Origin of the sequence: Massilia sp. GER05, assembly GCF_052056005.1 — a bacterium.
In the GTDB taxonomy this organism is placed as follows: domain Bacteria; phylum Pseudomonadota; class Gammaproteobacteria; order Burkholderiales; family Burkholderiaceae_D; genus Telluria; species Telluria orientalis.
The window spans coordinates 4,074,510-4,099,014 of sequence record NZ_CP178858.1 but is presented as its reverse complement, the minus strand read 5'-3'; the positions used below and the strand labels follow the sequence as shown (position 1 = coordinate 4,099,014).

Genomic DNA, 24,505 nt, shown 5'->3' with positions numbered 1-24,505 from the left:
GATGGGTTGTCGGATCAGCCGGTCTGGCGGACCTTGTTGGTCTTGGCATCGAGGAAGGCGGCCAGGCGCTGGCGCGTTTCCGGGTCGCTGGCCGCGACCGACGCCATCAGCGCTTCCGTCATCAGGCCATCCTGGATCGACTGGTCGGCAATGCGCGGCAGCACGTGCATCACGCCGTAATTGGTCATCGGCGAATTGCCGGCGATTTTCTCGGCCAGCGCCATCGCCTTGGCCAGGCCCTCGCCCGGCTCGACGAGGTAGTGGCTGATGCCGGCGGCATGACCCTCGGCGGCGTCCAGCACGCGGCCGGTGAGCATCAGGTCCGTCATGCGCGCCACGCCGATCAGGCGCGCGATGCGCACCGAGCCGCCGCCACCGACGAACAGCCCGCGTGAACCTTCCGGCAGCGCGTAGAACGCGGAGGATTCCGCGACCCGCACGTGGCACGCGCTGGCCAGTTCCAGGCCGCCGCCCACGACGGCGCCGTGCAGCAGCGCGACCACGGGCACGCGGCCGAAGCCGATGGCCTCGAACGCCGCATGCCACATGCGGGAGTGGAACACGGCCTGCGTCGTATTGTTTTCACGGACCTCGGACAGGTCCAGCCCCGCGCAGAACGCCGGGCCGTCGCCCAGCAGCACGGCGGCGCGGACGGTGTCCGGGAGGGATTCGAAGCACAGCCGCAGCTCGCGCACCAGGTCGTCGCTGAGTGCGTTGCGCTTGGCCGAACGGCACAGCGTGATCTTTGCCACGGCGCCGACCGTTTCGATGCTTAGCAATGGGGTATCCGGTTTCTGGCTCATTGTCCTGGCTTTCCAAATGAATCTGTTGAGTCGTAATGGTTATCTCCTATAACGAATTTATTGCAGCCTGCAAGCAAATTGTTTATGATCGATAACCATTACATCGAAACTCTATATGGAGACAGCCATGCAAGTCATCAGCGCCGACGGCGCCGCCGCCCTGGTTCGCGACGAATCCACCATCTTCCTGGGCGGACTGGCCATGATGGGACTGGCCGAAGAAGTCCTGATCGCGCTCGAGCGGCGCTTCCTGGCCGAGGGCCATCCGCGCAACCTCACCACCTGGGCCTGCGGCGCGATCGGCAACGGCGGCACCGGCGGCATGGTGCATTTCGCCCACAAGGGCATGATCCGGCGCACGGTGGCGGGCCACTTCGGCCAGACCGGCAAGGAATTGATGGGGATGATCTTTGCGAACGAAGTGGAGGCCTATAACTTCCCGCAAGGCTCGCTGTCGCACCTGACGCGGCACATGGCGGCGCGCACGCCGGGCCTGCTGACCAAGGTGGGGCTCGGCACCTTCGTCGACCCGCGCCAGCAGGGCGGCAAGCTGAATCCCAGTGCGGCCGAGGACCTGGTGCGCCTGACCGAATTCGCCGGCGAGGAATGGCTGCACTACCCCTGCCCGCGGATCGACGTGGCGATCATCCGCGGCACCGTCGCGGACGAAAAGGGCAACCTCACGCTGGACAAGGAAGGCGTGCACCTGGAGCAGCTGCAGATCGCCCAGGCGGCCCGGGCCTGCGGCGGCATCGTGATCGCGCAGGTGGAACAGGTGGTGCAGGAAGGCAGCCTGCATCCGAAGCGGGTGAAAGTGCCGGGCTACCTGATCGATTACGTCGTGACGGCCAAGCCGGAATCACACATGCAGTCGATCAGCACCGTGTTCAGTCCGGCGCTGTGCGGCGACGTGCGCGTGCCCGTGCGCTCGCTGGTGCCGATGCCGCTCGACGAACGCAAGGTGATCGCGCGCCGCGCGGCGCTGGAACTGACGCCCGGCGCGATCACGAATCTCGGCATCGGCATCCCGGCCGGCATTCCGTCCATCGCGGCGGAGGAAGGCGTGTCGGACCTGCTCACCCTCAGCATCGAGAGCGGGGTCAACGGCGGCATTCCCGCCCAGGGCGGCGATTTCGCCCTCGCCTACAATGCCGAATCCATCATCGACCAGTCGGCGCAGTTCGATTTCTACGACGGCGGCGGCCTCGATGCCAGCTTCCTCGGCCTCGCCCAGACCGATGTCCACGGCAACGTCAACGTCAGCATGTTCAACGGCCGGCCGGTGGGTTGCGGGGGTTTCATCAACATCACGCGCTCGACGCGCAAGCTGGTCTTCTGTGGGACCTTCACGGCGGGCGGGCTGGACGTGGCGGTGGAAGACGGCCGCCTGCGCATCGTGCAGGAAGGCCGCTCGCGCAAGTTCATCGAGCAGGTCGAGCAGATCACGTTCAACGGCCATGACGCCGCGCAGCGCGGCCAGGATGTGCTGTTCGTGACGGAACGGGCCGTGTTCCAGTTGACGGCGGACGGACTGGAACTGACGGAAATCGCGCCCGGGGTCGATCTCGAGCGGGACGTGCTGGCGCACATGGGCTTTGCGCCGATCGTGCGCGACGTGGGCACGATGGACGCGCGCCTGTTCATGCCGGTGTGGGGCGGCCTGGCGCAGGCACTCGCCGCGCGCTGAACGCGCAAAAAACGCGCGGGCTCAGGCCTGCGCGTCGTCCTCGTCGTGCAGGAAGATCTTTTGCAGCAGCTTGACCAGCTCGGCGCGCTCGGCGTCGGTCAGCATGGCGGTCGCTTCCAGCTCCAGTTCCGACACCGTCTTCTCGGCCTTGGCGCACAGCCGCGTGCCTTCCGGCGTCAGTACCAGGGTCTGTGAACGCTTGTCCAGCGGATTGCGCTGGCGGACCAGCAGGCCGCGCTCTTCCAGCTTGTCCAGCAGGATCGCCAGGTTCGGCGGCGACACGTTCACGGCCTTCGACAGGCGCTTCTGGGTGATGTTCGGATTCGCGTGCAGCAGGCTCAGGACGGAAAAATCGACCGCGCGCAGGTTGAACTTCTTCATCCGTTCCTCGAAATGCGGAACGATGGTCAGATAGGCGCGGCGGCAGTTATAGCCGACCAGGCTCAGAAGGAGGCTCTGGTCGAGCGGCTGTCCCGCGGCTTCCTGGACGGCGGTGACGAGTTTGGCGTTTTGGCGAGTGGCCATCGGCATGAACGTTGCAAAAGAAAATCATTATAAAGTAAAAATGCATCGCACAATAAACGCCGTGGCCGGGTGGACGCTAGAGGTCCAGCACGAGCAGCGGGGTCCGGGCGCGCGAACAGCAAGGCGTGAACTGGTCGTTGGCCGCGCGCTCCCCGTCGGTCAGGTACAGGTCGCGGTGGTCCGGCACGCCGTCCAGCACCCGCGTCAGGCAGGTGCCGCACACACCCTCCTCGCATGAATACGGGATGTCCACGCCCTGCTCGGCCAGCACCTTCAGCACCGTCCGGCCCGCGGGGATCGTCACGACCCGGCCGCTCGATGCGAGCCGCACGTCGAACGGCCGGTCGCCGTCCGTGTCGACGGCGGCCGCGCCGAAATACTCGACGTGCAGCTGCGCCGCGGGCCAGCCGAGGGCACGTGCGCTGCCCAACACGTGGTCGATGAAGCCCTGCGGGCCGCAAACGTAAAGATGCGTGCCGGGTTCCGGCGCTGCCAGCAGCGTGGCCAGGTCGAGCGCCTGGTCGGCGTCGCAGTGAACATGGACCTGCCCGGCGAATCCGGCGCCGCGCATGCGCTCCAGGAAGACGGCGCGTTCCGGCGCGCGCACGCAATAGTGCAGTTCGAACGGCGCCCGCTCGCCCGCCAGCGTTTCGGCCATCGCCAGGATCGGCGTGACGCCGATGCCGCCCGCCAGCAGCAGCGAGCGCTCTGCCTCGACCAGCGGAAAATGGTTCTTCGGCGCGCTGATCGTCAGTAGCGTGCCTTCGTCGACGTCGTCATGCATGGATTGCGAGCCGCCGCGCGAAGCGGTATCGCGCAGCACGGCGATGAGGTAGCGGTGCGTCTCGCCGGGCGCGTTGCACAGCGAGTACTGGCGCACGAGGCCGTTCGGCAGATGGACGTCGATGTGCGCACCGGCCGTGAACCCTGGCAGCGCGGCACCATCGATCGGCACGAGTTCGTAGCTGTAGATGGCCGCGGCTTCCCGGTTTTTTCTTGCGACGCGTACCTGGAGGTCACTCATGCTACCGCCTCCCGTGCCAGCCAGGCGTCGATGATGCGGCGCGACTGCACGCCGCCGGCGTCGATGTTGAGCATCAGGAGCTTGCGCTCCGGATGGCGCAGGATATTCTGCTGCTGGAGTTCGAGCATGGCGCGGTCTTCGCTGAAGATCTTGCCCTGTCCTGCGCGAATGGTCTCGGTCAGCGCCTCGTCCTGCGGCCTGAAATTACGCGCCATGCCCCAGAAATACCAGTGCGACGTCTCCGTTTCCGGCGTGATGAAGTCGACCACGATGGACGACGCCTTGTGCGCCGGGTCGGCGTGATAGCCGCCCTTGCCGGCATGGGCGACGCCCACCTCGATCATCACATGGCTCGGCGCATTGAAGCGGCAGATCTGCCAGCGGTCGACCGGCACGTCGTCCGCGAGGCCGTTGCCGCGCAGCGCGGCCTGCCAGAACGGGGGCGGCATGATGTTCTCCATGAAGCGGCTCGTCACCACCTGTTCGCCGTCGACCTTCGTCGTGACGGGCGCCTCGTCGATTTCCTTCTGGCCGATGCTGGACGCGTGCACGTAGGTCTCGTGCGTCAGGTCCATCAGGTTATCGATCATCAGGCGGTAATCGCAGCCGATGTGATACAGCCCGCCGCCGTAGGCCCATTCCGGATTGTCCGCCCACTCGAGATGGTGGATCGCGGCCGGATCGGCCAGCGCCCTGTCGCCCGGCCAGACCCAGATGAAGCCGTAGCGCTCCTCGACCGCATAGCTGCGGATGCAGGGAAACCCGCGCACGCGTTGGCCCGGCATGCTCACCGCCTTGCCGTCGCAGCCCATCTGCAGGCCGTGGTAGCCGCATACCAGGTGGCCATCGCGCAGGAAGCCCAGCGACAGCGGCGCGCCCCGGTGCGGGCAGAAATCCTCGACCGCGGCGACCTTGCCGCCCTCGCCCCGGTAAAACACCATCTTTTCGCCGCAGATCTGGCGACCGAGAGGCTTGCCGTCGATCTCGTCGGGCGTGCACGCCACGTACCACGCATTCCTGGGGAACATCTCGTCTCCTTGTCGTTTGATATTCAGTACACTGAATGTTTTAAAAAGTATCGCGCGCATCGATGCCGAAGTAAACTGGTGATCCGGATTATTTCGATGATGCGCCGCACCAGAAGCGGCCCTCAACATGCCAAGCAAACGCGTGCCCGACGATCACGGATCGTCGCTCGACCTGTACCAGCACCCCGGCCATTTGCTGCGCCGCGCCCAGCAGATTTCGGTGTCCCTCTTCCATGACGAAATGGGCGGCGAACTGACGCCGGTCCAGTATGCGATCCTGAGCCGGCTGGCCGATCATCCCGGCATCGACCAGGTCTCGCTGGCGGGCCTCGCCGCCATCGACACCTCGACCGGTGCCACCGTCTGCGCCCGGCTCGAAGAAAAGGGGCTGCTGGAACGCAAGGTGATTCCGCACAACCGGCGCCAGCGCGCCCTGACGATCACGCCCGCCGGCGCGCGCCTGCTGGCCGCGCTGGAGCCGGGCGCCCAGCGCCTGCGCGACCGGATGCTGGCGCCCCTGAGCGCGCGCGAACAGGACGTGTTCATGCACCTGCTGGCCAAACTCGTCAACGGCAACAACGAACAAAGCCGCGCGCCCCTGGCACTGCCCACCGCCTCCGACGACGTGTAAGGACCGGCACTTCCATCACTTCGAGCACCGGCGCACCCGTCCGCGGACCGCGCCGTAACCAACTTTACAACCCCCGATTTTTAGTTATAGAATGCAATTAGTATATTTCATAACTTTAATCGGAGACACAGGATGGCCAACGCGGTACGCACGATCAAGTCCACGCACACCTTTCCCCGCCGGTCCGGCGTCGCGTTCGCGGTCTTCTGCGCCTGCGCCGCCATGGCTGCGGGCGCGCAGGCGCAAACGGCGTCCGCGGCGCCGGACAACGGCGAGCAGCCGGAGCAGGTCGTCGTGACCGGCAGCCGCATCCGCGGCGTGGCGCCGGTCGGCTCGACGGTGGTATCGCTCACGCGCGGCGACATCGAGGCGTCGGGCGCCGTCAGCACCGCCGGCCTGCTGCAGGAAGTGCCGCAGGTGTTCAACCTCGGCGTGTCCGAATCGTCGCGCGGCCAGGCGGGCGGCGCCGGCAACATCACGTACGGCTCGTCGGTCAACCTGCGCGGCATCGGTCCGTATGCCACGCTGTCGCTCGTCAACGGCCACCGCGTCGTGCCGCAGGGGACCACGGGTTCCGGCATCGATCCGTCGATCATTCCGATGCTGGCGCTGCAGCGCGTCGAGATCGTCGCGGACGGCGCCTCGGCCATCTACGGTTCGGACGCGGTGGCCGGCGTCGTCAACCTGATCCTGCGCCGCAACGTCGAAGGCGCGGAAGGCTTCGTGCGCTATGGCACGGCGGACGGCTACCGCGAGCACCAGGCCGGCGCACTGCTCGGACACCGGTGGCGCGGCGGCCAGGTCGTCGCCACCGTGCAGAACGATGTCCATACGGCGCTGAACGGCCGCGATCGCGATTTCTTCCGGGGCGACCTGCGCGCCCGCGGCGGCGGCGACTTCCGCTCCACGCAATGCGCACCGGGGAACATCCTCATCGGCGGCACGTCCTACGCGATTCCGTCCGGCGGCGTCGCGCCGGCGAACGCGGGCGACCTGGCCGCCGGCACCGTCAACAAGTGCGACAACCTGCAGTACGCCGACATCCTGCCGCGCCAGGAGCGCAACAGCGCCACCTTCACGTTCAACCAGGACCTCGGCAACGGCTACGCGCTGTACGCGGACGGCTTCGCCACGCGCCGCACGTACCGCATGCGGCCCGGTTCGCCGTCGTCGACCGTCACCGTCCCGAGCACCAACCCGTTCTATGTGCGGCCCGCGGGCGCGCCGGCCGGCACGTCGGAAGACGTGGCGCTGTCGTTCGCCGGCCAGCTGGCGCCGGACACCGCGACCGGCTATTCGCGCTCGTTCGAAGCCACGATCGGCATCGACAAGACGCTGGCCGCCGGCTGGAAGGCCGGTGCCCTCTACACGTGGGGCAAGAACAACGACCAGTCCGCGACCGTGCATGGCCTGAACAGCGGCGCCGTCGCGGCCGCGCTGGCGGACACGAATCCGGCGACGGCGCTGAACGTGTTCGGCGGCCCGAACAACCCGGCCACCCTCGCGCAAATCGCGAACGGCCTGTTCATCGCGCCCGGCCAGACGATCTTCCAGAATGCGCAGGTCAAGGCCGACGGTCCCCTGTTCGCCATCCCCGGCGGCGACGTGCGCGCCGCGGCGGGCTTCGAATACCAGCGCCTGCGCACCGACGTCGGCTCGACGTTCGGCACGACCGACGCGCCCATCGCCAGCAGCATGGGACTGGGACGCAACATCAAATCGCTGTACGCGGAGCTGGCGGTACCGCTGGTCGGCGCCGCCAACGCCATGCCCGGCATCTACCGGCTCGACCTGGACATCGCCGGCCGCACCGACCGCTACAGCGACGTCGGCAGCACGAACAACCCGAAGGTCGGCTTCAACTGGGCGCCCGTGAAAGGCGTCGTCGTGCACGGCAGCTACGGCACGTCGTTCCGTGCGCCGCTGCTGGCCGAGGTGAACACGCCCGTCAACAACGGCCGCGGCGCGCTGTTCGTGCAAAACTATTCCGACCCGGCCAACGGCGGCGCGTTGCGCGTGGGCGTCGCGCGGTCGGCGTCGAATCCGAACCTGCAGCCGGAAACGGCGACCACGAAATCGCTCGGCGTCGACTGGGAACCGGCGTTCGGCCACAATACGAAGCTCGGGCTGACGTACTTCGACATCAAGTACGAGAACCAGGTGACGAGCTATTTGTCCGACCTGACGTTGCTGAACCGGGAAGCGCAGTTCGCCGGCACCGGGATCATCGTGCGCAATCCGTCGGCCGCCATGGTGGCGCAGATGAAGGCGCAATACCCGGCCTTCGGCGTGCTGCCCGAACACTGGACGCTGTACGTCGACGGCAGCGCCAACAACCTGGGCAAGTCGCTCGCGCGCGGCTTCGACTTCACGGCCAGCACGCGCGTGCCGGCCGGGGACCTCGGCGATTTCGGCTTCGGCGCGAGCGGCACCTATTTCACGAAGTACCAGGTGGCGGTGACATCCGGCGCCCCGCTCGTCGACCAGCTGAACCGGATCTATAATCCGCTGCGCTTCAAGACCCGATTATCGTCGACCTGGAACCTCGATGCATGGAACGCCAACGTGTACGTGAACTACCAGAACGCCTACGACAACAACCTCGCGGCGCCGCTGCAGGAGGTGTCCAGCAGCACCACCGTCGACGCGCAGGTCGCCTACCGGTTCGATGCCGGCTTCCTGAAGGACACGACCTTGGCGCTGAACGTGAACAACCTGTTCGACCGTCGCCCGCCGTTCGTCAACATCGCGCAGAGCAGCAACGGCGGCGGCGGTTTCGACCCGACCCTGACCAACCCGGTGGGACGCATCGTGTCGCTCTCGCTCAACAAGCACTTCTGAAACTCACGGAGACCCTCATGCTTCGACAACCCATACGCACCCTCCTCGCCGCGGCGCTGCTGCCGGTCACCCTGGCGCACGCGGCCTCGCCGAACGACACGCTCGTCTCGCCGCGGGTAGCGGACGGCCGGGCCGTGTTCAGCGTGTATGCGCCCGACGCGGACGCCGTGCAGCTGACGGGCGAAATGCTCGAGTACGGAAAAGCGATGCCGCTGGCGAAGGGGGCGGACGGCGTCTGGTCGCTGGCCGTACCGGGCATCGCGCCGGGCACCTATCGCTACACGTTCCGCGTGGGCGGCGTCGACGTCGTCGACCCGCGCAACACGGAAGCGACGCGCAGCCAGACGCGCGTGCAAAGCCTGCTGCACGTGCCCGGGATCGCCGTCGAGGACGCGCAGCCGGTGCCGCACGGTGCCGTCGCCGTCGTGCATTACCGCAGCCCGGTGTTCCCGGTGCCGCGCCGGATGCACGTGTACACGCCGCCCGGGTACGCGCCCGCCAAGGGCCCGTATCCCGTGCTGTACCTGCTGCACGGCGGCGGCGACTCGGACGAGAACTGGAGCACGGTCGGACGCGCCGGCTTCATCCTGGACAACCTCATCGCCGCGGGCAAGGCAAAGCCGATGATCGTCGTGATGCCGGCCGGGCACGTGCCGTCGGCCGACGGCAGCATCGCCGGCGCGATGACCGCGATGAGCGCGGACGTGCACAACGACCCGTTCACGCGCGACCTGGTGGAAACCATCATCCCGTACGTGGAATCGCATTACGCGGCGTCGCCGCGCGCCCGCGACCGGGCAATCGCGGGCCTGTCGATGGGCGGGGTCCAGACCGGCAACATCGCACTGGCGTACGTCGACAAGTTCCCGTGGGTGGGCATCTTCAGCTCCGGGTGGTTCCCCGAAATGCGGCCCGACGTCGAGCGCCTGCACGGCAAGGACATGGACAAGGCCGCGAAGACGGAACGCCTGATGTGGGTCGGCTACGGCAAGACCGACATCGCCCGCGACAATTCGAAGGCGATGCTCAGGATGTTCGCCGCGCACGGCATGCGCTACCAGGAACTCGAAACGGAAGGCGGGCACACGTACGCCAACTGGCGGTCGTACCTGGCCCGCTTCGCGCCTTTGCTGTTCCGCGACTGATCTTGAACGCGCCTGATCGCGAGCGCGATCCCCTGCCCACGCTGAGGCACGTCGTGGGTAGGGTGGGCGGCCTCCGCCCACGCGTGGGCACGGGGTGCCCACCCTACCGGGGCGATGCCTGCACACGCTCGATCGCGAGCGCGATCCCCTGCCCACGCCGAGGCACGTCGTGGGTAGGGTGGGCGGCCTCCGCCCACGCGTGGGCACGGGGTGCCCACCCTACCGGGGCGATGCCTGCACACGCTCGATCGCGAGCGCGATGCCCTGCCCCACGCCGATGCACATCGTGCACAGGGCAAAGCGGCCGCCGGTCCGCTCCAGCTGGTACGTGGCCGCGGTGACGAGCCGCGCGCCACTCATCCCGAGCGGATGGCCGAGGGCGATCGCGCCGCCGTTCGGATTCACGCGCGGGTCGTCGTCGCGCAGGCCGAGCAGGCGCAGCACGGCGAGGCCCTGCGCCGCGAACGCTTCGTTCAGCTCGATCACGTCGAACTGGTCCAGCGTCATGCCCGTCTGCGCCAGCAGCTTCCGCACGGCGGGCGCGGGGCCGATGCCCATCACGCGGGGCGCCACGCCGGCCGTCGCCATGCCCACGATGCGGGCGCGCGGTGTCAAGCCGTACTGCGCGGCCGCTTGCGCATTCGCCAGCAGCAGCGCGCACGCGCCGTCGTTCACACCGGATGCGTTACCGGCAGTGACCGTGCCATCCGGGCGCACGACCGGTTTCAGCTTCGCCAGCGTTTCCAGGCTCGTCTCGCGCGGGTGCTCGTCCCGCGCGAATCGCACCGGATCACCCTTCTTTTGAGGGATCGGCACGGGCACGATCTCCTGCTCGAACGTCCCGTCCTGTTGCGCACGGGCCGCCTTCGCCTGGCTGGCGAGCGCGAACGCGTCCTGGTCCGCGCGCGAAATCCTGTAGTCGTCGGCCACGTTTTCCGCCGTCTCCGGCATCGCATCCGTGCCGTACAGCTTGTGCATCAGCGGGTTCGGGAAGCGCCAGCCGATCGTCGTGTCGTAGATGTTCGCGTTGCGGGAGAACGCGGATTCCGCCTTGCCCATCACGAACGGCGCGCGCGTCATCGACTCGACGCCGCCCGCGATCATCAGGCGCGCCTCGCCGCTCTTGATGGCGCGCGCGGCACTGCCGACGGCATCCAGGCCCGAACCGCACAGGCGGTTCACGGTGGAGCCTGGAACCTCTTGCGGCAAGCCGGCCAGCAGCGCGGCCATGCGCGCCACGTTGCGATTGTCCTCGCCGGCCTGGTTGGCGCAGCCGTAGATCACGTCGTCGACGGCGGACCAGTCGACGTCCGGATTGCGGCGCATGAGTTCGCGGATGGGGATGGCGCCCAGGTCGTCCGCGCGCACGTCCTTCAATGCGCCGCCGTAGCGGCCGATGGGGGTGCGGATGGCGTCGACGATAAATGCATCGGTCATGGTCATTCTCCTGTTATGCGTTGGGCGCCAGCAGCGGCGCGGCGGTGACGGCCTGCAGGTCGGCCAGGGTCAGGCCCGGCGCCATCTCGCGCACGCGCAGGCCCTCGGGCGTGACGTCCAGCACGGCGAGATCGGTGTAGATGCGGCTGACGCAGCCGATGCCCGTCAGCGGATACGTGCAGCGCTCGACGATCTTGCTTTCGCCCGTCTTCGTTCTGGTGTTCCATCATGACGAACACCTGCTTCGCACCGATCGCGAGGTCCATGGCGCCGCCGACGGCGGGAATCGCGTCCGGCGCGCCCGTGTGCCAGTTGGCCAGGTCGCCCGTGTGCGACACCTGGAAGGCGCCCAGCACGCAGATGTCCAGGTGGCCGCCGCGCATCATCGCGAACGAGTCCGCGTGGTGGAAATAGGCGCCGCCCGTCAGCAAGGTCACCGGCTGCTTGCCGGCGTTGATCAGGTCCTCGTCTTCCTCGCCCGGAGCGGGCGCCGGCCCCATGCCGAGCAGGCCGTTCTCGCTGTGCAGGAAGATCTCCTTCTCCGCCGGCAGGTAGTTGGCGACCTTCGTGGGCAGGCCGATGCCCAGGTTGACGTAGGCGCCTTCCGGGATGTCTTGCGCGACGCGCGCGGCCATCTGGTCGCGGGTGTATCGGGTGTTCATGCGGCCTCCTTGACGACGCGCTGGACGAAGATGCCGGGGGTGACGATCGCTTCCGGATCGAGTTCGCCGAGCGGCACGATCTCGGCGACCTGCGCAATGGTGGTCTTTGCGGCCATCGCCATGATCGGACCGAAGTTGCGAGCGGTCTTGCGGTACACGAGATTGCCCCAGCGGTCGCCGCGCAGGGCCTTGATCAGCGCGAAATCGGCGTGGATCGGGGTCTCGAACACATAGTGCCTGCCGTCGATGACGCGGGTTTCCTTGCCCTCGGCCAGCAGGGTGCCGTAGCCGGTGGGCGTGAAGAAGCCGCCGATGCCGGCGCCGGCGGCGCGGATGCGCTCGGCCAGGTTGCCCTGCGGCGTCAGTTCCAGCTCGATCTCGCCGGCGCGGTACAGCGCGTCGAAATGCCAGGAATCGGCTTGGCGCGGGAACGAGCACACGATCTTCTTCACGCGCTTTTCCTTGATGAGGGCGGCCAGGCCCGTGTCGCCGTTGCCGGCGTTGTTGTTCACGATGGTCAGCTCGCGGGCGCCGTGGGCGATCAGCGCGTCGATGAGCGCGGACGGCATGCCGGCGTTGCCGAAGCCGCCGATCATGACGGTGGCGCCGTCGTGGATGTCGGCCACGGCCCGCTCCAGCGAGTCACAGGTTTTGTCGATCATGGGTTGTCACCTTGTCTCTGATGTGCGATTATCGAACACATGCTCGTCTACCGCACAAAAAGTGTACGCCTCGGCCGCGCCGCCAGTCAAGCGCTTCCTTTCATCGATTAAAATCCCGGCATGTCATCCACACCATCCACCCCAGCCGCCCCGCTCACCATCGCGGAAGAGATCGACGCCCTCGCCGATCCCGACTTCATGACGTCGCTCGCGCGCGGCCTCGCCGTGCTGCGCGCGTTCGCCGACTCGCGCAAGCCGCAGACCATCGCCCAGATCAGCCAGCAGACGGGCATCCCGCGCGCGGCCGTGCGCCGCTGCCTGCACACGCTGCGCCAGCTCGGCTACGTGGATGCGGAACTGAACAATTTCAGCCTGCGCCCGAAAGTGCTGACCCTGGGGTATTCGTATCTGTCGTCGACGCCGCTGACGGCCGCCGCGCAACCGTGCCTGAACGGCGTCAGCAAGGCGCTCGGCGAATCGAGCTCGCTCGCCGTGCTGGAAGAAGACCAGGTGCTGTACGTGGCGCGCGCGGCGACGTCGCGCGTGATGTCGGTCTCGCTCGCCGCCGGCAGCCGCCTGCCGGCGTATTGCAGCTCGCTGGGCCGGGTACTCCTGGCGCACCTGCCGCAGGACGAGCTGGACGCCTATCTCGCGCGCACGACGTTGATGCCGATGACGGAACGCACGGTGACGGATGCCGGCAAGCTGCGCGACATCCTCGCGCAGGTGCGCCGCGACGGCTATGCCGTCAACAACGAAGAACTGGAAATGGGATTGCGCTCGATCGCCGTGCCGGTGCGCGGCGCGTCGGGCCGCGTGCTGGCGGCGCTGAACGTGGGTGCGCACGCGGCGCGCGTGACGCCGGAGCGCATGGTGGAAGAGTTCCTGCCGGTGCTGCGCCACGGCGCGCAGGAACTCGCGATGCTGCTGCCCTGACGGCTGTCAGAAGCCGTCGACGGCCGCCGCGTAGTGCGTGACCACCGGCGCGCCGTCGAAGCAGTGGCCGACGAGGCGGCGCCATTCCTGGAAATCGTCGCTCTCGCGGAAGTGGACCATGTGGTCCTCGACCGTGTTCCAGTCCACGAGCAGGCGGTAGGCGCGCGGATTCTCCACGCCCCGCTGCAGGCGCATGCTTGTACAGCCGCGGGCCCGCTGGAACAGCGGCGCGGCGGCGCGCACGCCTGCCTCGAATTGTTCTTCCATGCCGGCCTTGACCAGGATTTCGGCGCTTTCGACGACCATATGCTTCCTTTCGGTGGAGGTTGGGGTGACGACGATTATGCCACTCCGCGCGCCGTCTCGATGGCGTTGAAGCTGAACGGCGCCATCGGCAGCTCGGCATTGGTCGACAGGCCGCGCGCGATCTCCAGCATCACGCCGCGCAGCCAGATGTGGCACGGGTCGTTTTCCTGGAAGCGGTGCCATTGCAGGCATTCCGCCAGCGGCGGCAGCTCGTACGGCAGCGGCAGCACGCGGATCGGCAGCCGGCGCGCGCACGCGAGCGCGAGGCGCGTGTGCATCGTCGCGACGAGATCCGTGCCGACGAGCGCCGTCGCCATGCTGTAGAAATCGCTGGTGATCACGCGGATGCGGCGCTTGACGCCCTGCGCCTGCAGCAGCAACTCCTCCATCGTCGGCGAGCGGGGACGGCCCAGCATCGGCGCGATATGCGAGAGGCGCTCGTACGTGGCGGCGTCGAGGACGTCGCCGACATGCGTGTTTCCTTCCCAGATCACGGCGCAGTAATGGTCTTCGAACAGCGTGCGCTGCGGATGCTCGGGGTCGAGAAAGTTGCGCGGGATGATGAGGAAGTCGTTTTCGCCGCGGCGCAGCTTTTCCGCCGCGTCGTCCGCGAGCGGCACCAGTTCCAACGTCATGTTGGGCGCGTCGCGCAGCACGCGCGCCACCACTTGGTTCAGGAAGACCTCGGTCGCATAATCGGACACCATGATCTTCATGCAGCGCGTCTCGCGCGCCGGATCGAAAGACACGCGAATGCCGACCGTCGCGTGCACGTGCAGGATCAGGTCGCGCACCGGCCCGACGAGCTGGCGCCCCAGCACCGTCAGCTCCATGTTGCGGCCGACGGCGGCCAATAAATCGTCTTCGAAGAATTCGCGCAGGCGCGCCAGCATGCCGCTCATCGCGGATTGGCTGACGTTCACGCGCGCCGCCGCGCGGGTGATGTTCTGTTCCTCCAGCAGCGCGTCGAGCGCCAGCAGCAGGTTCAGGTCCAGGCGGTTGAAACGCATCGGTTGTCTCCTTGTTATCGTATGGCTCGTGCGGCCGTTTGATCCTTTACTTTATGGAGTTTTCATGCGCCTGTCACGCACAAAGGCCAGCAAGGGCGCGGCCAGCGCGTCGTCGCCGCTGTTGATCGCATAGACCTGGCTGAGGTGATTGTGGCTCGCGACGACCCCGATTCGCGGCTGGAAACCGTGGCGCGTGACGAGCCGCGCGAACAACTCGCCCGCCTGCGCCTGCATCTGGATCGGGTCCAGTTCCGCATACGTGATCGCGAGCGGGAACGGTGCCGCATCGACCAGCTCCACGGTCGACATCGCGCGGTACGCCGCGAAATCCGTGCCGAAGTAGGCCTCGTTGCGCGGATCCGGCGTCGCGATGCCAAGCTGCGCCCGTGCCAGGAATTCCAGCTCGGCGTTGTACACGCCCGACGCGAGGAACGCGCCCGCGATCTTCAGGCCTTCGGCCGGGTGGAAGCGTTTGATGAGGGTGGCCGCCGCCACGTGCGCCGCGCCGGCCGATTCACCCGCGAGCACGATGTGATCGGGATCGCCGCCGTACTGCGCGACGTTGGCCCGCGCCCAGGCCAGTACCGACGACACGTCCTCGGCCCCGGCCGGCCACCGGTGGCGCGGGCCGAGCCGGTAATTCGGCAACACGGCCGCGACGCCGTGCCGGGAAAAATAGTGGCCGACGGCTTCCCGGTCCGCCTTGTCGCCACGAATGAAGCCTCCGCCGTGCAGGAACACGACGACGGGCGCCGGCCCCGTTGCGCCGACGGCCGGGTACACGTCCAGCCGGTGACGCTCGTCGACGCCGTAGACGATGTCGCGCAGCGGTTCCGCGCCGCGCGGCATGTCCGCCAGCAGGGGCGCATACAGGGCCTTCGCGGCCGGCGGATCGATCACGGGGCCGGCCGCGCGGACTGCACGCAGGATCTCCCGATGCTTGTCGCTCAACGTCATTCGACCTCCTTACAGCGCGGCCAGCGCCGGATCCTTGTGGAAGCGCCCATCCTTCATGATGGCGCGCAGGCGCTTGCGGTCCTGCAGGATCGTCACGTTCTGCGTCGGATCGCCGTCGACTAGCAGCAGGTCGGCGAGGAAGCCGGGTTTCACCTGTCCCAGCTCGTCGCCCATGCCCATCAACTCGCCGCCCAGCAGGGTCGCGGCGGACAGCGCCTCTTCCGGCGTATAGCCCAGCAGGTTCACGAACAATTCCAGGTCGCGCGCGTTGCGGCCGTTCGGGTTGAACGGGAAGCCGTAGTCGCCGCCCGGCAGCACGCGCAGGCCGCGCCGGCGCAGTTCCGGCACGAGCTTTCTCTGCAGGTCCAGCACCTCGGCCGCGCTTTTCTTCATGTGGCTCATGTCGAAGTGCGGCGGCGGCGCGGCGTCCAGGGTCGCCTGGATGATGCCGATGGCCGGCGCGATGAAGACGTCGTCGCGGCGCGCTTCGAGCATGTCCAGCGCGTCCTCGTCGGCGTACGTGCAGTGGTACAGCACGCGGAAACCGGCGCGCAGGCCCATCTTGACGGCGTCGGACGCTTGCGCGTGACATGCGAGCCACACGCCGGATTCGCGCGCCTGCTCGCCGGCCGCATCGGCCTCTTCCTGCGTGTACATCAGCTGTTGCGATGCGCCCGGTTTCAGCGCATCCTCGCCGGACAGCAGGAACTTGACGGACTTGGCGCCGATGGAGGCGCAGTCCTTCACGAAGGCGCGCACGGCGTCGGGCCCGCGGCCGTGCTCCGCGACCTTGCCCGGGTCGAGTTCCTCGATGGTCGGCGGCTCGCGCTCGATCGACGACGCGACGAGCCGGGGCCCCGGCATGCCGCCGCTCGTGATGAAGGTGTTCAGCACCGTCTCGACGGACTTGGAGAGCGCCCCGGCCGAATAGGCGCTCGTGAAGCCGTGGTCGAGCAGGATGCGCGCGTTGCGGGCCGTCGTCAGCACGAGGTCTTCCGGCGGCAATGCCATGCCGGGCACGAAGCGCTCGACGGAGCTGGGCCACGACAGATGCGCATGCGCTTCGACGAGGCCTGGCATCAAGGTGCCCTGCTTGCCGTCGATGACGCGGTCGCCGGCAAGCGGCGCGATGCAGCGCGTACCGTCCGCCACTTCGGCGATGCGGTTGCCCTCCACGCGCACCGCGCCGGTCCCCGGGCGCATCTGGCTGCCGTCGAAGATCCTTACGTTTTCAAAAATGATACCGCCCACGTTTTGTCTCCCTGTAGTTCATTCGATAGGCTTAGCGTAGCGGCCGGACCCCATCCGGCCAAAGCCCATTTTGGCGATACCTGCTATCGCCCTTTCATGCCGAAACGCCGTTCGCCTGCGCGATCTTTCCGAGCACGCGCGCGCTCGGTTTCACCGTGCGCTTCATCGTCGCGCGGTCGACGCCGATCAGCCCGTAGTGCGGCCCGTAGCCGAAGATCCACTCGAAGTTGTCGAGCAGCGACCAGTGGATGTAGCTCTTGACGGGAATGCCGTCCTTGAGACAGTTCGCGACCCCACCCACGGCCGTGCGGATGTAGGCGATGCGCTGCGTGTCGTCGTCCGTCGACATGCCATTTTCCGTCACGTAGATCGGAACTTTCACGTGCTGCGCCGTATAGCGGATCGTCGCCTCTAGCGCTTCGGGGTAATACTCCATGTGCGCCGACGTGAACGTCGCATCCTTCGGCGGCGGCCGCACGCCGTCGGGCCCGATCAATTCGCGCGTATAGGTCTGTACGCCGATGAAATCCCCGTGTTCGGCGATCGCGCGGAACCACGGCTCGTACGCGATGGCGCGCTTGCGGTCACGCATGGCCTCGCCGCCGTCGACGGCCTGGTCGTCCGCGATCGCGATCGAGAAGCCGACGGGCAGTTGCGGGCGCACGGCCTTGATGGCCTGGTAACCCGCCGCATGGCCCTTCAGCAGGCCGGCCTCGATCTTCGCGAAATCGCCGAAGATCCACGACGACCATTTACCCGTGCCCGCCAGCTGGCCGGCCTTCGCCAGCATTTCCTTCATGCGCGGGTTGTCGGCCATGCCGGACAGCGGTCCGGGAATGCCGAACAACAGGCGCGGCAGGTTCGGCTCGTTGAACGTGGTCGCAATGTCGATCAGGTCACCCAGGTGGCGCGCGACCTTGTCGCAATAGCGGGCGTACAGCTGCGCCGAACCGTCCGCCTCCCAGCCGCCGCGCGCCGCGAACCATGCGGGCGTGACGAAGTGGTTGAAGCTGACCATTGCCTTCACCTTGTGCCTGCGGCAAGATTGCAGCACGTCGCGGTAATGCTCCAGCGCGGCCACCGAGAACATCCCCTCGACGGGCTCCACGCGCGCCCACTCGATCGAGAAGCGGAACGTGTTCAGGCCGAGGCTTGCCAAGGTCGCGATGTCCTGGTCGTACAGGCGGTAGTGATCCACGGCGGAACCCGACGGCTCCTTGAACTCCGTCGGCTGGATGTTTTCCAGCAGCCATGCGTCGCTCGCGACGTTGTCGCCTTCCGCCTGGTGGCCCGCGATGGCGGCGCCCCACAGGAAGCCTTTGGGGAACGTTCCCCGCGCGGTGGCTGCGCTTGCGACCGAAGGTAGCAGCGCGGCGCCGGCGAGTGCCGTGCCCAGTCCAAGCAGAGTACGGCGGCGTGCATCGTGATTCATGTTGTCTCCTTTGTTATGGTTTATTGCAAGGTATTCGTGAGTCCGGCGACGAGGTCGTACAGTCCCGCACCGTCGCTCGCGACACCGTACACGTAGTGGTCCGGCCGGACGACGGCCGCATGGCAGCCGTGGCGCGCGAACCAGCGCGCCAACACGCCGTCCAGTTCATCCGCCTGCATGCGGTGCGGCCCGCTCGAAAAGCCGGCGGTGTCGGACGGAATGCTGATCAACATGCCGACGCGCTCCGCCAGCGCGAGCAGGCCAGGCGGCAGCTGCGCGGTGCGCAAGTCGGTCACGATGCGCCAGCCGGTGCCCGCCAGCTCGTCCAGCAGCGCCGGCCCGGCGGGTCCGTTCACGCGCGGCTGCGGGAACAGCGTGCCCGTGCCCGAGCCGATGTATCCGCCGGACGCCAGCAGACCTTCCATCAGCGGCGGGATGATGTCCTGGCGCGGCACGGTGCGGATGGTGCCGCCGGCCGCGTCGATCAGGGCCGTGTCGCGAGCCTGCGCACGGGCGGGATCGCGTTCGCAGATGACGGCGCCGATCTCCTTGATGCGCGTGGTGAGCCGGCGCACGTGTTCGCGGCGCTCCACCGTGTAAGTGTCGAGCAGGCTGTCCGGCGCGTCGCCGCCCAGCACCGCGCGCAGCTTCCACGCGAGGTTGACGACGTCGCGAATCCCCTGGCACATGCCCTGTCCCAGGAATGGCGGCTGCTGGTGCGCGGCGTCGCCCGCGATGAACACGCGGCCCGCGCGCCACTCGCGCGCCACCAGCGCATGGAAGCGGTAGCTGGCCTGGCGCCACAGGGTCGCGTCGTCCGGGCCGATCCACCTTTGCAGCACGCTCCACGCGCCCTCCTCCGTCGCCATGTATGCGGGATCCTCGCCCGGCAGCAGCGAGATTTCCCAGCGGCGGTGGTTGCCCGGTCCGATCACGTACGTGCACGGCCGCGCCGGTTCGCAATACTGCACGCTGGTCGACGGCAGCTTGGCGAGGCCCCTCTCGTTGACCTGCACGTCGACGACCAGCCACGGTTCGTCGAACTCGAGATCTTCCAGCCTGATGCCGATGGCGTCGCGCACGGAGCTCGAGGCGCCGTCGCAGCCGATCACGTAGCGGGCGCGCACCGAGCCCTCGTCGAAGTGCACGGTGGTACCAATCGCATCCTGCTCGACGCCGGTGAAGCGCCGGCCCAGCACGACGTCGACGGCGGGCAGCGCCTGCACGTGGCGGCGCAGCGCCGCTTCCACGGGCGGCTGCGTGAACACCATCGACGGCGTGTGCCCCAGCGGGTACGGCGGTTCCACGGTGGCGAGACGCTTGATCAGGCGCCCGTCGACGCCGTAGTACTCGGACGGCGTGAACGGCTCGCAGTGCGGCGACACGGCATCCGCGAGGCCGAGATTCTGGAACACGCGCATGATCTCGTGGTCGAGGGCGATGGCGCGCGGCTTCGGATAGACGTCAATGCTGCGGTCCACGACGAGCGTGCGCACGCCGGCCTGGCCCAGCAGCGCGGCCGCGACGGCGCCGGACGGGCCGAAACCGACGACGACGACGTCATACTCGCCGTTCATGGCTGCTCGTCCTCGATCGTGTTGACGAGCAGGCCCACGCCCTCGATCTCGACCTCGATCGTGTCGCCCGCCTTCATCCACACTGGCGGCGTGCGCGACTGGCCGACGCCGGCCGGCGTGCCCATCGCGATCACGTCGCCCGGCTCCAGGGTCAGGCATTCGGTCAGCAGCGCGATGGTCTCGGCCACGTCCCAGATCATGTCCTTCGTGTTCGCGTCCTGCATGACCTGGCCGTTCAGGCGCGACTGGATCGACAGGCCCACGCCGCCGGCCGGCAGTTCGTCGGCGGAGACGAGCACGGGACCCAGCGCGCCCGTGCGGTCGAAGTTCTTCCCGATGGTCCACTGCGGCGTGCGCTTTTGATAATCGCGCACGGAGATGTCGTTGAAGCACGCGTAGCCGAACACATGGTCCAGCGCATCCTCGCGCCTGACGTGGCGGGCGCGCTTGCCGATGACGACGGCCAGCTCGGCCTCGTAGTCGAATTTTTCCGACACGCGCGGGCGCGGCGACGCTTCGCCATGCGCCAGCAGCGATGTCGTCCCGCGCAGGAAGAACCACGGGTACACGGGCTTCTCGCGGCCGCTCTCGGCGGCGTGGTCGTAGTAGTTCAGGCCGAGGCAGACCGTCTTGCCGGGTTCCGGCACGACGGGCGCCAGCGCGACGGCGGCCAGCGGCTGGCGCTCGGCGGTCGAATCGAGCGCGCGGCGGCCGGACGCGACGAGATCCACGCCGTCCGCGAGCGCGGCGCGTACGTCGGCGGAGACCTCCGGCACGGCGCGGTTGATATCGACGATCTGGTCGCCGTCGACGACGGCCAGGCGGTTTTCTTTACCGTTGCGGTAGGTGATGAATTTCACTGCTGCTCCTTATTGTTCGATGAATCGGATGGTTCTCTGCGCCTGCTTGATTCGGTCCGACGGCGGCTGCGACACGCCCCACTGGTCGAAGCGGCCCGGCGGCCATTGCCAGTCGGACGGCCCGCCGACTTTGTACGAGTCGTCGACCTGCAGCACGTCGGCCGTGTATTCGATGACGAAATCGTCCGGGCCGACGAAGTAGGCAAAGACGTTGTTGCCCGGGCCATGGCGGCCGACGCCCCATTCGATGGGCCAGCCGGCGTCGCGCATGCGGCCGGCGCCACGCATGACGGCGTCCAGGTCCGGCATGACGAAAGCGATGTGGTTCAGCGTGTCCGCATTGCTGTCCGCAAGTGCGATGCTGTGGTGGTCGCTGTTGCAGCGCATGAAGGCCATGATCTTCGTGCGGTCGGACAGCCGGAAGCCGAGCGCCTCTTCGTAAAAGCGCTGGGCCGCGGCCACGTCCGCGCTGTTGAACACGACGTGCGTGATGCGGCTCGGAGCGTCGGCGTGCGTGTTCGCCGCCTGGCGCTCGTCGCCGTGCACGAAGCGCAGGATGCGCCCCTGCGGGTCCGCGATCATGACGGCCGTGCCGCCGCCCGGCTCGTCGACGTCGGCAGGTCCGGACAGCACGCTGCCGCCCGCCGCCGGCGTGCGCGCCGCGATGGCATCGAGATCGGCGCGCGCCGCCACGCTGAACGTCACGTTGCGGACATCGGGCTTGTCGCCGCGGTGCAGCGCGAGGATGTGGTGGAACGGGCCGGCACCGCGAAGGTAGACGGCATCCGCGGTCTTCGCAACGGTCTGCAAATGCCACGTATCGTTGTAAAAGCGCTCGGCGGCATCGAGGTCGGTGACGCCGATGGCGATGCTGCGCAGCTGGCCGGCGGGGGATGCGGGCATGTTGACTCCTTGTTAAAGCCCGAGGAAACGGGCCGCGTTATGGGTGACGAGTTGGGCGCGCACGTCCGCATCGACCACGGCCGCGGCGATGCTGTCGACGGGGCGCGCGTCGTGGAAAGCGAACGGGTAATCCGTGCCGATCATCAGTTGCGAGGCGCCGAAGCGGTCGAGCAGGTGGCGCAGCGTGGGCGCATCGAACACGAGCGTGTCGTAGAACAACCGGCGCGCCTGGTCCGACGGGCTCTCCGGCATCGTGTCGCGTAGCGCGGGAAACACCTGGCGTGCCTGTTCGAGGCGCGGCAGCAGCGACGCGAGCGTGCCGCCGCCGTGGCTGAACGCGATTTTCAAATCCGGATGCCGGCCGATCAGGTTCGAGGTCAGCACGGAAGCGGCGGCCAGGCCCACGTCGGTCGGATACGCGAGCGCGGGCAGCAGCTTGTCCGGGCCGACGAGGCGGTCGGCGCCGGCCGGTTTCAACGCATGCACGAACACGGCGACGCCCTTCTCCGCGCACGCGGCGAAGAACGGCTCGAATTCCGGGCTGCCGATCGCCTTGCCGTTGATATTGCTGCCCACTTCGATGGCCTTGAAACCGAGCTTGTCGGCGACGTGGTCCAGTTCCGCCAGCGCGAGGTCGAGGTCTTGCAGCGGCACGGCGCCCATGCCGACGAGGCGTCCGCCGGACAGCGCGGCCATGTTCGCGATCTGTTCGTTCATGTAGCGCAGCAGCTGGGCCGCGGCGTGCGGCTCCATCCAGTACGACAGCAGTTCCGGCATCGGCGAGATGGCCTGCACGGCGAGCCCCATCGTCTCCATGTCCTCGATGCGGCGGCTGGCGCTCCACGCGCGCTCGGACACGGTGCGGTACACGCTGCCCTGGATGACGACGTGGCGGTGGCACGCATGCGCCGGCGCCATCGACGGCCAGTCGGGCGGCAGGCGGTTGCCCACGTAGCGCGGCAGGTCGTGCGGAATTACGTGCGCGTGCACGTCGATCCCGCACGCGCAGCCTGGGGTATGCGTTTCCCTCATGCGGCCACCAGTCCCGCCGCGTTCACGCCCGCCGCGCAGATCGCCTCGTCCTGCGCACCGGTCCCGCCGCTCGCGCCGACTGCACCCAGCAAGGTGCCGTCCGCGGCGCGGATCGCGACGGCGCCGGCCTGCGGAATAAAGCGGCCCTGGCTGGACGATGCGAGCGCGTTGAAGAACACGGGGTTGTCCTGCGCGCGCTGGTGCAGCACGCGGCTGGCGACGCCCATGCCGGCGGCCGCGTAGGCCTTGCCGATGGCGATGTCGACGCGCAGCGGTGTGGCACCGTCTTCACGCTGCGCGGCGACCAGGTGGCCGGATGCGTCGAGCACGGCGACGGCCACCGGCGGCAGGCCGTCGGCACGCGCGGCCGCGACGGCGGCTTCGAGGATCGCGTTCGCGCGGGCCAGGGTCAGTTGGGCGGTTGGGTTCAAGTTGCCTCCTTCAGTGATGGGTGGGCGCGGCGCGCGACGAGGGCGAAGCACAGTGTGGCGGCGGTACCGACCAGCACCGCGAGCAGCGCCTGTCCGCCGAAACCGGCACGCATCGCGACCGAGCCGGCCAGCGCGGGGCCGATCGCGGAACCGGTCATCATCATCGCGGGCGTTGATGCGAGCGCGCGGCCGCTCGGGTCCAGCCGGGCGATCAGCCCGAACAGGAAGGTGTGGGTGAAGATCAGCACGGCGGGGTAGATGGCGCCGGCCAGCGCATACGGCAGGAAGTCGGCGGACAGCGTGACGACGAGCGCCAGCGCGGCCTGCAGCGGCGCGGCGACGATGGCCACCCGCACGGGATTGAGGCGCTTCTGCAGCATGCCGGCGACGGCGGCCGGCAGCAGGTTGACGAGGCCGCACACGACGAGCACGCCGTTCACCTTGTCCTGCCCGAAGCCGCGCAGTACGCCGATGCGGTCCAGCATGCTGAACGTGAGCGCCTGGTTCAGCGCCAGGCAGCCCACGCCGAGGATCGCGCACCAGGCCGCGCGGGGCAGCGGCGCCGCCAACGGCGCACGACCGCCGGTCGCAACATTCGGAAAACCGAAAGCACACGCCAGCGCCGCCGCGCCCATCAGGCCGGCGAACACGAGGAACAGTGCCGGCCCGCCATGCGCGGCGACGGCGGGTGGCACGGCGGCATAGAAGATCACCGCACCGATGCCCAGCGCCGTCCCGGCCATGGCGAACAGCCGGTGCGGATTGGCGCTGCGGCCGATGGTGCCGTGCGTGACCGACAAGGCGGTGCCCGTCGCGATGCCGGCGACGAGGTGGAGCAGCACGAGCGCGCCGAAACCGGCCACCCGCGACGCGGCGAGAAAGGCCAGCGCCGCGATGGCGTAGCCGCCGAATGCGCAGGCGGCGCGCGGCAACCTTATATACAGCGGCGCCGCCACGAGGCTCGCGCCGACCGCGCCCAGCAGGAACGCCGTGACGATCATGCCCGCGTGTTCAAGATCGAAACCGTGATGCTGGGCGAGCGTGCCGACCCACACGGGCAGCGCGACCAGGTCGACCATGCCAGCGAAATGGCACAGCATGAGCGCGGCGCGGCCGCGGCCCGCCTCGGGGGAAGTGTGCATGGGATGTCTCCTCGCTTTTTTTGTATGAAAACGATAGCAGCGCGCGCGGGCATCCCGAAGACCAGAGTTTCGATAGGACGTATCAGCGAATCCGATCGATCAGCCATTTGATCATCACCCGCCAACGTCGATAGCAGGTATCACGGAATACGGCTTTGGAATGGCCGAGGACCGTACCTATACTCGATTCGCCTGAATACAACATGGCCGGCATCGACTGGCC

The 24,505-nt window shown here is 68.0% G+C and carries 22 protein-coding genes and 1 pseudogene; 5 read left to right on the top strand and 18 right to left on the bottom strand.

Features of this window, described 5'->3' with window-relative positions:
• Positions 1-14: 14 nt before the first annotated feature.
• Positions 15-803, bottom strand: coding sequence for a crotonase/enoyl-CoA hydratase family protein (locus tag ACL58G_RS18255; RefSeq protein ID WP_413385894.1), 789 nt, complete (start codon positions 801-803; stop codon positions 15-17).
• A gap of 127 nt (positions 804-930) precedes the next feature.
• On the opposite strand from ACL58G_RS18255, the gene ACL58G_RS18250 reads away from it, so the two are divergent.
• Positions 931-2,490 (top strand): acyl CoA:acetate/3-ketoacid CoA transferase, encoded by a 1,560-nt coding sequence (locus ACL58G_RS18250; RefSeq protein ID WP_440962704.1) that lies wholly within the window; start codon positions 931-933, stop codon positions 2,488-2,490.
• A 21-nt stretch (positions 2,491-2,511) separates the two neighbouring features.
• Here ACL58G_RS18250 and ACL58G_RS18245 read toward each other — a convergent pair whose 3' ends face one another.
• The 3 genes from ACL58G_RS18245 to ACL58G_RS18235 all read right to left on the bottom strand — a co-directional run bounded on the left by ACL58G_RS18245 (position 2,512) and on the right by ACL58G_RS18235 (position 5,067).
• Positions 2,512-3,015 carry a MarR family winged helix-turn-helix transcriptional regulator gene (locus ACL58G_RS18245; protein ID WP_413385892.1) on the bottom strand — a complete coding sequence of 168 codons (504 nt, stop codon included), beginning with the start codon at positions 3,013-3,015 and terminating at the stop codon, positions 2,512-2,514.
• Positions 3,016-3,091: 76 nt separating this feature from the next.
• A complete protein-coding gene (locus ACL58G_RS18240) occupies positions 3,092-4,039 on the bottom strand; it encodes a PDR/VanB family oxidoreductase (RefSeq protein WP_440962703.1) in 948 nt (315 codons plus the stop codon).
• Positions 4,036-5,067 (bottom strand): Rieske 2Fe-2S domain-containing protein, encoded by a 1,032-nt coding sequence (locus ACL58G_RS18235; protein ID WP_440962702.1) that lies wholly within the window; start codon positions 5,065-5,067, stop codon positions 4,036-4,038. The genes ACL58G_RS18240 and ACL58G_RS18235 overlap by 4 nt, the downstream gene beginning before the upstream one ends.
• A 127-nt stretch (positions 5,068-5,194) precedes the next feature.
• Here ACL58G_RS18235 and ACL58G_RS18230 point away from each other — a divergent pair, with 127 nt between their 5' ends.
• The 3 genes from ACL58G_RS18230 (at position 5,195) to ACL58G_RS18220 (ending at position 9,684) form a co-directional block, all read left to right on the top strand.
• Positions 5,195-5,698, top strand: a complete 504-nt coding sequence (locus ACL58G_RS18230; protein WP_413385889.1) for a MarR family winged helix-turn-helix transcriptional regulator — start codon at positions 5,195-5,197, stop codon at positions 5,696-5,698.
• A 132-nt stretch (positions 5,699-5,830) separates the two neighbouring features.
• Positions 5,831-8,539 carry a TonB-dependent receptor plug domain-containing protein gene (locus tag ACL58G_RS18225; RefSeq protein ID WP_440962701.1) on the top strand — a complete coding sequence of 903 codons (2,709 nt, stop codon included), beginning with the start codon at positions 5,831-5,833 and terminating at the stop codon, positions 8,537-8,539.
• A gap of 17 nt (positions 8,540-8,556) precedes the next feature.
• Complete coding sequence (locus ACL58G_RS18220; RefSeq protein ID WP_440962700.1) at positions 8,557-9,684, top strand: alpha/beta hydrolase-fold protein; 1,128 nt, start codon at positions 8,557-8,559, stop codon at positions 9,682-9,684.
• 219 nt (positions 9,685-9,903) lie between these two features.
• On the opposite strand, the gene pcaF is transcribed toward ACL58G_RS18220, so the two are convergent.
• The 3 genes and pseudogenes from pcaF to ACL58G_RS18205 all read right to left on the bottom strand — a co-directional run bounded on the left by pcaF (position 9,904) and on the right by ACL58G_RS18205 (position 12,445).
• Entirely contained in the window at positions 9,904-11,121 is a 1,218-nt protein-coding gene (gene pcaF, locus ACL58G_RS18215; RefSeq protein WP_440962699.1) for a 3-oxoadipyl-CoA thiolase, read from the bottom strand.
• A 13-nt stretch (positions 11,122-11,134) separates the two neighbouring features.
• A pseudogene (locus ACL58G_RS18210) lies at positions 11,135-11,783 on the bottom strand (CoA transferase subunit B).
• Positions 11,780-12,445: a 3-oxoacid CoA-transferase subunit A gene (locus tag ACL58G_RS18205; RefSeq protein WP_440962698.1), complete on the bottom strand. Its 666-nt coding sequence runs from the start codon at positions 12,443-12,445 to the stop codon at positions 11,780-11,782. Before ACL58G_RS18205 ends, ACL58G_RS18210 begins: the two are co-directional and overlap by 4 nt.
• Before the next feature lie 120 nt (positions 12,446-12,565).
• Here ACL58G_RS18205 and ACL58G_RS18200 point away from each other — a divergent pair, with 120 nt between their 5' ends.
• Positions 12,566-13,381 carry an IclR family transcriptional regulator domain-containing protein gene (locus tag ACL58G_RS18200; protein WP_440962697.1) on the top strand — a complete coding sequence of 272 codons (816 nt, stop codon included), beginning with the start codon at positions 12,566-12,568 and terminating at the stop codon, positions 13,379-13,381.
• 6 nt (positions 13,382-13,387) lie between these two features.
• Here ACL58G_RS18200 and ACL58G_RS18195 read toward each other — a convergent pair whose 3' ends face one another.
• From ACL58G_RS18195 to ACL58G_RS18145, 11 genes are all read right to left on the bottom strand, one after another.
• A complete protein-coding gene (locus ACL58G_RS18195; RefSeq protein ID WP_259449296.1) occupies positions 13,388-13,687 on the bottom strand; it encodes an antibiotic biosynthesis monooxygenase family protein in 300 nt (99 codons plus the stop codon).
• 35 nt (positions 13,688-13,722) lie between these two features.
• Positions 13,723-14,697 (bottom strand): LysR family transcriptional regulator, encoded by a 975-nt coding sequence (locus ACL58G_RS18190; RefSeq protein WP_413385881.1) that lies wholly within the window; start codon positions 14,695-14,697, stop codon positions 13,723-13,725.
• Between the two features lie 51 nt (positions 14,698-14,748).
• Positions 14,749-15,654 carry an alpha/beta hydrolase gene (locus ACL58G_RS18185; protein ID WP_440962696.1) on the bottom strand — a complete coding sequence of 302 codons (906 nt, stop codon included), beginning with the start codon at positions 15,652-15,654 and terminating at the stop codon, positions 14,749-14,751.
• A 9-nt stretch (positions 15,655-15,663) separates the two neighbouring features.
• The gene (locus ACL58G_RS18180) at positions 15,664-16,905 is read right to left on the bottom strand and encodes an amidohydrolase family protein (protein WP_440962695.1); all 1,242 of its coding nucleotides are present in this window, start codon (positions 16,903-16,905) and stop codon (positions 15,664-15,666) included.
• A 94-nt stretch (positions 16,906-16,999) separates the two neighbouring features.
• The gene (locus tag ACL58G_RS18175; RefSeq protein WP_440962694.1) at positions 17,000-18,337 is read right to left on the bottom strand and encodes a glycoside hydrolase family 1 protein; all 1,338 of its coding nucleotides are present in this window, start codon (positions 18,335-18,337) and stop codon (positions 17,000-17,002) included.
• Positions 18,338-18,357: 20 nt separating this feature from the next.
• Entirely contained in the window at positions 18,358-19,914 is a 1,557-nt protein-coding gene (locus ACL58G_RS18170; RefSeq protein ID WP_440962693.1) for a bifunctional 3-(3-hydroxy-phenyl)propionate/3-hydroxycinnamic acid hydroxylase, read from the bottom strand.
• Complete coding sequence (locus ACL58G_RS18165; protein WP_440962692.1) at positions 19,911-20,774, bottom strand: fumarylacetoacetate hydrolase family protein; 864 nt, start codon at positions 20,772-20,774, stop codon at positions 19,911-19,913. The genes ACL58G_RS18170 and ACL58G_RS18165 overlap by 4 nt, the downstream gene beginning before the upstream one ends.
• A gap of 9 nt (positions 20,775-20,783) precedes the next feature.
• Positions 20,784-21,677, bottom strand: coding sequence for a VOC family protein (locus ACL58G_RS18160; protein ID WP_413385875.1), 894 nt, complete (start codon positions 21,675-21,677; stop codon positions 20,784-20,786).
• A 12-nt stretch (positions 21,678-21,689) separates the two neighbouring features.
• Positions 21,690-22,709: an amidohydrolase family protein gene (locus ACL58G_RS18155; RefSeq protein ID WP_440962691.1), complete on the bottom strand. Its 1,020-nt coding sequence runs from the start codon at positions 22,707-22,709 to the stop codon at positions 21,690-21,692.
• A complete protein-coding gene (locus tag ACL58G_RS18150) occupies positions 22,706-23,140 on the bottom strand; it encodes a GlcG/HbpS family heme-binding protein (RefSeq protein WP_440962690.1) in 435 nt (144 codons plus the stop codon). Before ACL58G_RS18150 ends, ACL58G_RS18155 begins: the two co-directional genes overlap by 4 nt.
• On the bottom strand, positions 23,137-24,282 hold the full coding sequence (locus ACL58G_RS18145; RefSeq protein ID WP_440962689.1) for an MFS transporter: 1,146 nt from the start codon (positions 24,280-24,282) through the stop codon (positions 23,137-23,139). Before ACL58G_RS18145 ends, ACL58G_RS18150 begins: the two co-directional genes overlap by 4 nt.
• Between the last annotated feature and the right edge of the window lie 223 nt (positions 24,283-24,505).

Bases quoted from the DNA above. Each gene is read 5' to 3' on its own strand.
- ACL58G_RS18220 (WP_440962700.1), top strand. From the start codon at position 8,557: ATGCTTCGACAACCCATACGCACCCTCCTCGCCGCGGCGCTGCTGCCG.
- ACL58G_RS18145 (WP_440962689.1), bottom strand. From the start codon at position 24,282: ATGCACACTTCCCCCGAGGCGGGCCGCGGCCGCGCCGCGCTCATGCTG.
- ACL58G_RS18205 (WP_440962698.1), bottom strand. From the start codon at position 12,445: ATGATCGACAAAACCTGTGACTCGCTGGAGCGGGCCGTGGCCGACATC.
- ACL58G_RS18225 (WP_440962701.1), top strand. From the start codon at position 5,831: ATGGCCAACGCGGTACGCACGATCAAGTCCACGCACACCTTTCCCCGC.
- ACL58G_RS18245 (WP_413385892.1), bottom strand. From the start codon at position 3,015: ATGGCCACTCGCCAAAACGCCAAACTCGTCACCGCCGTCCAGGAAGCC.
- ACL58G_RS18170 (WP_440962693.1), bottom strand. From the start codon at position 19,914: ATGAACGGCGAGTATGACGTCGTCGTCGTCGGTTTCGGCCCGTCCGGC.
- ACL58G_RS18230 (WP_413385889.1), top strand. From the start codon at position 5,195: ATGCCAAGCAAACGCGTGCCCGACGATCACGGATCGTCGCTCGACCTG.
- ACL58G_RS18255 (WP_413385894.1), bottom strand. From the start codon at position 803: ATGAGCCAGAAACCGGATACCCCATTGCTAAGCATCGAAACGGTCGGC.
- ACL58G_RS18240 (WP_440962703.1), bottom strand. From the start codon at position 4,039: ATGAGTGACCTCCAGGTACGCGTCGCAAGAAAAAACCGGGAAGCCGCG.
- ACL58G_RS18195 (WP_259449296.1), bottom strand. From the start codon at position 13,687: ATGGTCGTCGAAAGCGCCGAAATCCTGGTCAAGGCCGGCATGGAAGAA.
- ACL58G_RS18160 (WP_413385875.1), bottom strand. From the start codon at position 21,677: ATGCCCGCATCCCCCGCCGGCCAGCTGCGCAGCATCGCCATCGGCGTC.
- ACL58G_RS18175 (WP_440962694.1), bottom strand. From the start codon at position 18,337: ATGAATCACGATGCACGCCGCCGTACTCTGCTTGGACTGGGCACGGCA.
- ACL58G_RS18200 (WP_440962697.1), top strand. From the start codon at position 12,566: ATGTCATCCACACCATCCACCCCAGCCGCCCCGCTCACCATCGCGGAA.
- ACL58G_RS18235 (WP_440962702.1), bottom strand. From the start codon at position 5,067: ATGTTCCCCAGGAATGCGTGGTACGTGGCGTGCACGCCCGACGAGATC.
- ACL58G_RS18185 (WP_440962696.1), bottom strand. From the start codon at position 15,654: ATGACGTTGAGCGACAAGCATCGGGAGATCCTGCGTGCAGTCCGCGCG.
- ACL58G_RS18155 (WP_440962691.1), bottom strand. From the start codon at position 22,709: ATGAGGGAAACGCATACCCCAGGCTGCGCGTGCGGGATCGACGTGCAC.
- ACL58G_RS18190 (WP_413385881.1), bottom strand. From the start codon at position 14,697: ATGCGTTTCAACCGCCTGGACCTGAACCTGCTGCTGGCGCTCGACGCG.
- pcaF (WP_440962699.1), bottom strand. From the start codon at position 11,121: ATGACCGATGCATTTATCGTCGACGCCATCCGCACCCCCATCGGCCGC.
- ACL58G_RS18250 (WP_440962704.1), top strand. From the start codon at position 931: ATGCAAGTCATCAGCGCCGACGGCGCCGCCGCCCTGGTTCGCGACGAA.